Origin of the sequence: Coleofasciculus sp. (assembly GCF_046565525.1) — a bacterium.
Taxonomy (GTDB): Bacteria; Cyanobacteriota; Cyanobacteriia; order Cyanobacteriales; family Coleofasciculaceae; genus Coleofasciculus.
This window is the reverse complement of sequence record NZ_JBKHUP010000066.1, coordinates 40,027-48,981: the sequence shown is the minus strand read 5'-3', so window position 1 is coordinate 48,981 and position 8,955 is coordinate 40,027. Positions and strand designations below refer to the sequence as shown.

8 protein-coding genes are annotated in these 8,955 nt (G+C 44.9%); 6 read left to right on the top strand and 2 right to left on the bottom strand.

Going from position 1 to position 8,955, the window contains the following annotated elements; all coding sequences use genetic code 11:
- Positions 1-132: 132 nt before the first annotated feature.
- Positions 133-1,371 carry a permease gene (locus ACLGGO_RS22490; protein WP_446420978.1) on the bottom strand — a complete coding sequence of 413 codons (1,239 nt, stop codon included), beginning with the start codon at positions 1,369-1,371 and terminating at the stop codon, positions 133-135.
- Positions 1,372-1,851: 480 nt separating this feature from the next.
- Positions 1,852-1,995: a hypothetical protein gene (locus ACLGGO_RS22485; RefSeq protein WP_446420977.1), complete on the bottom strand. Its 144-nt coding sequence runs from the start codon at positions 1,993-1,995 to the stop codon at positions 1,852-1,854.
- Between the two features lie 395 nt (positions 1,996-2,390).
- Between ACLGGO_RS22485 and rppA the strand changes: the two genes are divergently transcribed.
- The 6 genes from rppA (at position 2,391) to ACLGGO_RS22455 (ending at position 8,930) form a co-directional block, all read left to right on the top strand.
- Positions 2,391-3,086, top strand: coding sequence for a two-component system response regulator RppA (gene rppA / locus ACLGGO_RS22480; protein WP_446420976.1), 696 nt, complete (start codon positions 2,391-2,393; stop codon positions 3,084-3,086).
- A 126-nt stretch (positions 3,087-3,212) separates the two neighbouring features.
- A complete protein-coding gene (gene rppB / locus ACLGGO_RS22475; protein ID WP_446420975.1) occupies positions 3,213-4,607 on the top strand; it encodes a two-component system sensor histidine kinase RppB in 1,395 nt (464 codons plus the stop codon).
- Between the two features lie 278 nt (positions 4,608-4,885).
- On the top strand, positions 4,886-5,308 hold the full coding sequence (locus ACLGGO_RS22470; RefSeq protein WP_446420974.1) for a CsbD family protein: 423 nt from the start codon (positions 4,886-4,888) through the stop codon (positions 5,306-5,308).
- Positions 5,309-5,442: 134 nt separating this feature from the next.
- Positions 5,443-6,096 carry a Uma2 family endonuclease gene (locus ACLGGO_RS22465; protein ID WP_446420973.1) on the top strand — a complete coding sequence of 218 codons (654 nt, stop codon included), beginning with the start codon at positions 5,443-5,445 and terminating at the stop codon, positions 6,094-6,096.
- A gap of 153 nt (positions 6,097-6,249) precedes the next feature.
- Positions 6,250-7,665 (top strand): hypothetical protein, encoded by a 1,416-nt coding sequence (locus ACLGGO_RS22460; RefSeq protein WP_446420972.1) that lies wholly within the window; start codon positions 6,250-6,252, stop codon positions 7,663-7,665.
- Between the two features lie 494 nt (positions 7,666-8,159).
- Positions 8,160-8,930 (top strand): transporter, encoded by a 771-nt coding sequence (locus tag ACLGGO_RS22455; RefSeq protein WP_446420971.1) that lies wholly within the window; start codon positions 8,160-8,162, stop codon positions 8,928-8,930.
- The last annotated feature ends 25 nt before the right edge of the window (positions 8,931-8,955 follow it).

The following is an 8,955-nucleotide window of genomic DNA, read 5'->3' as shown; positions in this document are numbered from 1 at the left end:
CCCTCACAGGTAACCAAACCCCTGTTTGGTCTCCAAACCCTCACAGGTAACCAAACCCCTGTTTGGTCTCCAAACCCTCACAGGTAACCAAACCCCTGTTTGGTCTCCAAACCCCCACAGGTAACCAAACGCCTACTTAATAACAGTAGCAATCAAACCCCCGGCTAACCAGATATAGGAGACAATCGCCAGCCAAAACAGTACGCGCTCAATGATACCTTTGTTACCCCCACCGTGATGCATTCCACCCTTATGCTCCTTTTTGCCACCCCAACGCAGCCAAGCCAGAACCCCGGTGACAGCGAGAAAGGCAAGATTCAGCCAGAATGTATAGTCAATGGCAAAACGCTGCGTCTGGGCTTGACTCTGCCCAGTACTTTGTGGCAAAAGCCCCAATAGGGAAAAGCCATAGTGCATGACAATTGCTGTCACCACCAATGCGGCTAAAAAGACGCCCAGGATATAGGATGCCATTTTCCAGCCGTAGTACTTGGCATTAATCCGAATTATCGGGAACACGACTAAATCACTAAAAATAAACGCGATAACCCCAGCAAAACTCACCCCATTGGCATAAAGAACCGAAGCCAAAGGAATATTCCCCATAGAACCGATAAACGTAAAAAACGCCGCCACCGGTCCAACAATCGTATTTTCTAGAATCGCCAAAAATCCCGGATTCCCATCTTGTCCAGAACCAATAAACAGGAACTGAAAAAACGATCGCGGCACAAATACAGCAATAGCCCCCGCCACAGTAAAACCGATGGTTACGTCTTTCCAAACCATCTTCCATTCCATGAAATATTTCCGGGCAACCTGTTTCCATCCCTGTTTAGTTTGAATCTTCTCCTTCCAGTCGGGAGGATCTTCCCCATCATTTTGCTCGCCTTCATCTTCCCGTTCCCGCAGTCGTTTGCGTACCTTTCTAATTAGCTTGGTGGGGCGCGTAAACCGCACAATTAACCACATTGAAATAATCAGCAGAAGTCCGCCCAAATACTCGCCGACGACGAACTGCCAACCGAGGAAGACGGCGATGATAAATCCTAACTCAATTACTAAATTGGTTGAGGCGAGTAAGAAAGCCAGGGAAGGAACAAACCCGGCTCCTTTTTTAAATAAGGATTTCGTTGTCGCTAGGGCGGCAAAACTACAGGAACTGGAGATGAACCCGAAAAACGTTCCCAAGGCGACGCTACCTTTTCCCGCTTCACCCATTGTCCGTTGCATACGTTCGCGGGTCACAAAAACCTGAATAGCGCTGCTAATGACATAACCCAATATGAACGCCCATAACGCTTTCCAGAAAAAGCCGAGTGAGGTTAACACTGCCTCACTATACATTTGCCAAAAGCTTGCGTTGTTCATGATACTTAACTGATTTGATATTTTTTTGATTGCTAGGGTTTTATTCCAACGAATTAACTTGATTTCAAGAAAATAGCTTATTGAGAAAATCCATCAATAGCTAGATGAATTGAAACGGCTTCAAGCTCTGTAAACTACCCTAAAGAAGGGGTTAAGGTATTACATCTAACTATCGGATGATTCTTGATTCTATCTACTACCGCTAAGCGCAGTAGAGGCAAGTTATGACTTGCCCCTACTGATATTGGTTCAGATTTTTAGGTGGCAAACTAGGGACTTTATCGCTATCCTACAGGTTATCGGAAAAAGGTTTTACTATCACACGCCCAATAATCCGAACAATTTTTCGCTTGGATGCTGAGAACTTTATAGGGATGTACAACACACTTTTTGTCAGACTTTTTGTTAAAAAATCTGCATTTAGTACAGGGAAATTTAGGTTTTACAACTAATTTTAATTTTCACGGTAACGGTTAAACGTTAAGCCAACTTAATTCGACGTAACATAACTGCATTAATCGCCACAATGACTGTAGAAAGACTCATTAATAATGCCCCGACTGCGGGAGACAATAAAATTCCCCAAGCGTAAGCGACTCCAGCCGCCAGTGGAATTGCAATCACGTTATTTTAACCACAGCTTTAGCCAGGGAATGTTCAGAGGATGTTTCTAATGCAGGGGCAATTGCCAGGGCGTCTGTTTCGCTTATGTCTTCTGTATAAATATAAAGAACCATTGCTGAAATTGGAATGAGAAGTAGAGGATGGGTAAGGTGAGGATTAAACTAATAAAAAAGCGGCGTTTTACCCAAGACAACAGTATCTAAGACATCCACTTGAGCTAAACTGAAAAACCGCGAACCCGAAAATCCGGCTAATTTTAAGGTGGACTCAGATTGCTGTCCTCTCGCTTTTCACTGTAGAAAGTTGCGGGTGCGATCGCGTCCAACTAGAGAATGAGCTGTAATATCTGACTAATGGTGGACAACGATTTCATTTTGATTTCATGATTTGATGCTATGAGAATTTTTTTAGTCGAAGATGAACCCGATTTAGGCGCGGCGATTAAGCGGGCGTTGAATCAAGAGGCTTATATTGTAGATTGGGTTCTCGATGGCGTTGAAGCCTGGGAATACTTAGAATCCGACTGGATTCAATACACCTTAGCAATCTTTGATTGGCTATTACCCGGATTATCCGGATTAGACTTATGTAAACGGCTGCGATCGCAACAAAGTCCTCTGCCCATCTTAATGCTCACGGCAAAGGATCGGATGGAGGATAAAATAATGGGGCTAGATGCTGGCGCTGATGATTATCTAGTCAAACCCTTTGGTATGGAGGAACTCCTAGCGCGGTTGAGAGCATTGCAGAGGCGATCGCCTCATTTCCAAGCGCAACACCTCAAAATCGGCAACCTCACCTTAGATTACGGTACTCATACCGCTTATTGGCAAGACTCCCCAGGAAATCAGCAAACGATTCCCCTCACTCATAAAGAATTTCAGTTGTTGGAATATTTTATGAGACATCCTAACCAAATTGTCACCCGCGATCAGGTGCTCAATCAACTCTGGGAATTGGGTACAGAACCAATGAGTAATGTTGTGGCGGCGCAAATGCGACTGCTGAGACGGAAGCTGGCGCAGCAGGGTTGCGATAATTTGATTGAGACGGTTTATGGGGTGGGTTATCGTCTAAATGTTCCATCTTAGTTCTCATTCGTCATTTGTGTGCTTCCTTGCTTACCTAGAAGGGCGGGTTTAGTCACATCCAGGTGCAAAAGAAACGATAATAGTAAAACCCGCCCCTACACCCCTACACCCCATCTCCCTGATCAGATGAATCAAAATCAATTATTTCGCTCAACTCGGTGGCGACTGGCTGGTTGGTATGCTGGCGTTATGGGTTTAATTTTGGGCGTTTCGGGTTTGGGGGTGTATGAGGCGATTGCTCATGCTCATCGCGTTAGTGCTAATCAAGAGTTGAAATCAGTGGCGGGGATGTTGCATGATAGTTTAGAACCGACATTAAGACAACCGGGGCGTCTGGAAACAGCGGCAAAGCGACGTTTACCCAACCTCTGTTTAATGCGCGATCGCACGGTGGATAATCAGACTCAATCTACCTTGGGGGAGTTTTGTACAGCCGAGAGACACACCTCACCCGCTCATCGTTTGAGTGCGATTCATCAAGGCGATTATTTTATCCGCTTCTTTGATAAGTCTGGACAACTGATTGCTCAATCGGGATCACCACCGCAGCAATTGTCTACTGAGTTAATCCCTGAAAACGCCACAGAACAAAGCTTACTCACCCTTAAGGATACGTCAGGCTTACGCTACCGACACCTGGTTTTAGCCTTGGATACCCCAACCAATGAGCCTTGGGGATATCTCCAGGTTGGTCGTTCTTTAGCAGATTTTGATCATTATCTCGCCTCAGTCAGAATCATGATTTTACTGGGGTTACCTTTAGCTATGTTGCTCGTCGGTGTCGCCGCTTGGTGGCTAGCCGAGTTAGCCATGCGCCCGATTTACCAATCCTACCAGCAGATTCAACAATTTACCGCCGATGCTGCTCACGAATTACGGACACCCTTAGCGGCGATTCGAGCCACCGTCGAATCGGTTCTCCGACTGGCTTGTATCTCAGAAGCTGAGAGTCGCGAGACGTTGCAGGTTATTGAACGTCAAAATTATCGATTATCTCAACTGGTGAGTGATTTATTGCTGTTGTCTCGTTTAGATCGAAAAATTCAACACAATCAATGGCATCTTTGCTGTATGCAAGACTTGCTCAATGATATTGAAGAAGAACTCGCCGCCCTCGCTATGACCCAGCAGATTAAGTTAACCACAGATATTCAGGTTGATCAACCCATCCAGGTTTTAGGAGACGAAGAACAGCTTTATCGACTGATATTTAATATTGTCGTGAATGCGCTGCATTATACACCCGCTGGGGGTCAGGTTAAGGTTAGTCTGGATTGCCGGGATCAGTGGGTGTTGATTCACATCCAGGATACAGGAATTGGCATTGCACCCGAACATCAGAAGCACATTTTCGACCGATTTTATCGCATCAATAGCGATCGCGCCAGGGTGTCGGGAGGTTCAGGGTTAGGGTTATCAATTGCGCGTGCGATCGCCCAAGCTCATCAGGGTACTATTCAGGTACACAGTGAATTAGGTAAGGGAAGCCAGTTTACAATTCGGTTACCCAAAAGCGTTTAATACCCAAAACTACCGCAAAATTTGCTTTTCCTTGGTTTCCCCCGTGCAAAAAAAGCGAAGCATCCACTGGTCTCCCCCATGGAACAAAAAGCGAAGCATCCACTGGTCTCCCCCTTTTTAAGGGGGACGGAAGGGGGATCTATAAGGGGGACGGAAGGGGGATCTATAAGGGAAGAGGGAGATCTAAATCGGCAATAAAAATTTATGTCTAATGAAGGAACCCGAATAATCAGCCACTCTGTTATAGTTTCAGAATGCAAAACCTTCAAAAAATAACCATGAAAACTAAATCCATGATCCAAAATACTCGAAAAGTCGTGATGAAACTCCTACCCGCACTCTTTTCTCTAGTGTTAGTGACATTAACTTGGACAGGCACATTTTTTAATGCAACGCCAACAGCCCATGCTTTAACCGTAAAAACGACACCGTTTATCCTTGCCGATAGTAACCCAGTTGATCAAGTATTCGGTTCTGGAACCAGCGACCAAATTCAAGGGAAAGCCAAAGAAGACATCGGCACCGTAGAACGAAATGTGGGCAAAGCCAAAGAAGACGTTAAAGGTGCAGCAAAGCAAGCTCAAGGGCGGGCGGAACAAGATACAGGTCGCCTTAAAAATCGCGCCGAAGATGCAGGTTCGGATATGGAAGAGGCTTCTCAAAATCTGGGAGATGCGATTAAGAGTTTGTTTGGAGAATAGTACCCTAGCCTACATAAATGGATTGGCTAAAAACTCCTCACTAAATGGTAAAATCGGCTAGTCAATAACCGCTTTGCTGACTTCAGTAGAAACGTCCTCAGGGGCGTTTCTACTGAATACGTTTATTTTTACTTATGACTTCTTTTTCCCCTATTGTTAAACCGATTAGTCAGATGAGACTAGCACCAGGCAGTGCTGTCACCATTCCTAACGTAAACTGGCAGGAATTTGAGTCTATTTTGGCAGAATTGGGAGAAAAACGTGCAGCAAGACTTGCTTACAGCCAGGGAACATTAGAAATTATGCTTCCTTTACCGGAGCATGAAAAACCGAAGGATATTATTTCAGATATAGTCAAGCTATTCCTCAAGGCTACAGGCAGACGGTATGAACCTTTTGGTTCAACTACCTTTAAAAAAGAAGGAGCCGCAGGCGTTGAACCGGATGCTTGTTTCTACATTCAGAATTATCAACAGATGATTGGTCGTCGCCGACTTGAACCCGATGATCCGCCACCTGATTTAGCAATCGAGTCAGATGTTACATCGAAAACAACATTGGATGCTTATCAAGGAATTGGCGTTCCCGAAGTCTGGGTTTATGATAGTGGGAAGTTGACACTTTATGTGTTAAGAGAAGGGAAGTATATACTATCAGATATTAGTCCGACGTTTCCAGAAATTCCGATCACTCAGGTTATCCCGGATACCGTAAAACGATCATGGCAAGTGGGACATGTTCAGGCGTTGGAGGAATTTGAAAGCGCAGTTATTAGAGGTAGTCGTTAACGTTACCCAATTTAAATGCATGACAGCTTATCATCGCTAATCAGAAAGATTTCATCTTGATTTCATATTTTTCTGTCAAACTAAGAAATATCCAGAAATCATTTTGGACAGAGAGTTGGATGAAATTTTAGACCTGTTCAGCAGATAGCTACTATGGGAAATCGATATATCAAACAACTTACCGCACTCGCGATCGCGACAACCTTAATCATCGGCTCTGCACCCAAGCCGATCATGGCACAGCAGCGCAACGCCGTAGCTCATCCCCGCACTCCCTACCGCCTCAGCTTCTATAACCGCCACAGACGCAGTTACCGAGTCGCTAGTGCGCTGCATTTTGCACATAGCAAGCTCCATGATGTTTTACTTTTAACTCCCTTCCAGCGTCATGGTGAGGAAGATACGAAGCTTTACCAGGAAGTTCTAGCGTTTTACCAAAATCCACCCCGGATTGAGCCAACGATGGAATTATATGCGCCTTATACAGCGCGTGCAACTTGGCGACTCTTCCGCACCATTGACTCCGTGCATTTACTCCACGAAATGACTGAGGATATCATGGCAGATTCAGATATTCCTTGGAGTGAAAAAGAACAAGTACTCAAAGAGGCTTATGACTATTATAAATCCACCTATAAAGACATTGCATTGAGTCCCGCACCTCTAGATGTAACCATGCGTCGCGCTGGGGTAATGATGAAGCCCTATTTTAGCCTAACTCGGAATTATTATCCGAAAAATAATAACTTTTTCTATGCCGCTCATTGGTGGCATCCGGCGATTTATGAGTCGATGATGATTGGCGGAAATGATCAGGAACAGGACAAGATGATCCAGAAAATGGAAGATTTGTTTAGTTCCCAAGTTGTTCCCAATCCCCCGATGCGGATGATATTAAGTCGAGAAGGCTCACCTCGTTACAGTCGTCTTTCTCCGGAAACGGCGAATGTTTTTGATAATTTACACATGCTCCATGGCATTACTTATGATATTTTTGCTTACGATGGGTGGACAATTGAGCAAAAACGTGCTGAATTGAATCGGGTTTTAGATGCCATGAGTTATCAGCCAGGGGATGATAAATTAGTGCGGAAGTTTACCACACCTAAGCCTGATTTAAATCCGTTAGTTTATGATGATTGGATTAAAAGCTCAGATGGTGCGATGGCACAAATGATGATGGAAATGTTGGCAGAGATGATGCCAATGATGATGCAGCACCATGGGGGTATGGATTCCCAGATGGATCATAGTGAAATGGATTCAGATGGACATCATAGTGAGATGAGTCCTCAAATGCACCAGATGCATCAACAGTTAATGGCACAGTTGAAACTGAAACTGACTCCGGGAATACAATCGGGTGAAATGCCGGGTTCATTTATGGATGCGATGATGGAAATTATGCCAAATATGCCGATGTCTCCTGAGATGATGGCACCGGGTAAAGTTAATCCAATGATGATAGAGGTAATGCTGAAAGGTTGGCAGGAAAAGTATGGCAATTTACCTGATGTTGAACCGCTTCCGATGGGGAGTGAGCCATCAGCACAAACATTTTTAGAGTAGGCTCTTTAGGTTCGCCGTTGTGCTGTATTCGCCATAAATGCTGATATCCCCCACGACAAACTTTTAAGAGAGGTTCCGGTGGAACTAATACCAAATCCGCCTTTATTACCCCCTTCTGCCACGGCGATTGAAATCGCTGCTACACAAACAAAGTCCGCCTACGCGGACTAGGTTATAACGGGGGTAGCTAACCCGGATTTGGTATAAATGCTGATATCACCCACGACAAATCTTTAAGAGACGTTCCACCGGAACTAAATGCTGATATCACCCACGACAAACTTTTAAGAGACGTTCCACCGGCACGTCTCTACAAAAGGGCTAATCAAGGCGACAATATCCCAGTTTTAACTGATACTTTGCACCTGTTTCAAGAGATGGTTTTGAGTTTAGGCGAGATTCGTCAACCCCCAACGCTTTGAGCAATGGTGCGTTACGCTTCGCTAAAACACCCTAAAGTTTGGTTTGAATTTATAGTATTAGGAGTGAGGAAAATGAAACATTCATTGCAGCCGCTTACGGGTTTAACTGTTATCATTTTAACCATGGCAACATTTGGGCAATCAACCGCACAAGCCTCTGACCATTTCAACTTAGAAGAAGGATTACCGATTGAAGTTGAAGATGCCTATCCGGTTCCTTATCAAGGATTAGAAGTTCAGGGACAATTCCGATACGATCGCGCGGAGGATGGCGAGGATAAGTTTATCCTGGAACCGCGCTTGGAGTATGGCTTTGCCCCCAACTGGCAAGGGAAAATTACTGTTCCCTTTGAATTCGGAGCAAAGGAGGATGGTATCGGGGATGTGGGTGTGGAAGTGTTTTATAATTTCAATACAGAAACGCTGAAAACACCTGCGTTTGCGGCGTCTGTGAGTGCGGATCTGCCGACGGGTAATGATAGTGCGGGAGTTGATCCGACGTTAAAGTTAATTGCGACGAAAACATTAGGAACCGGGGCAAATTTAGATCGCCTACATTTGAATGTGGCTTATGGTTTAAATGATCAGCGCCAAGATGGGGAACGCCGCGATCGCTTGTCTGGTGTTTTGGGGTATAGTCGCCGTCTAAATTCAGAAGCGCTGCTGCTGACGGATTTTGTTTATGAGCAGGAATTAGAGGAGGATAAGGAAGCGTTTCTGCTGGAGTTGGGGGTTCGCTATCAACTGACACCTCTGAATGTGTTATCGGTTGGGGTTGGGGTTGGTTTAAGTGAGGAGTCTCCTGATTTTCGGGTTACGGCTGGATTTCAACAATCATTGTGATGGTTTTAGGTTACGGAAGTTGTTC

Coding starts and splice junctions, on each gene's coding strand:
- ACLGGO_RS22490 (WP_446420978.1), bottom strand. CDS start 1,371: ATGAACAACGCAAGCTTTTGGCAAATGTATAGTGAGGCAGTGTTAACC.
- rppA (WP_446420976.1), top strand. CDS start 2,391: ATGAGAATTTTTTTAGTCGAAGATGAACCCGATTTAGGCGCGGCGATT.
- rppB (WP_446420975.1), top strand. CDS start 3,213: ATGAATCAAAATCAATTATTTCGCTCAACTCGGTGGCGACTGGCTGGT.
- ACLGGO_RS22470 (WP_446420974.1), top strand. CDS start 4,886: ATGAAAACTAAATCCATGATCCAAAATACTCGAAAAGTCGTGATGAAA.
- ACLGGO_RS22465 (WP_446420973.1), top strand. CDS start 5,443: ATGACTTCTTTTTCCCCTATTGTTAAACCGATTAGTCAGATGAGACTA.
- ACLGGO_RS22460 (WP_446420972.1), top strand. CDS start 6,250: ATGGGAAATCGATATATCAAACAACTTACCGCACTCGCGATCGCGACA.
- ACLGGO_RS22455 (WP_446420971.1), top strand. CDS start 8,160: ATGAAACATTCATTGCAGCCGCTTACGGGTTTAACTGTTATCATTTTA.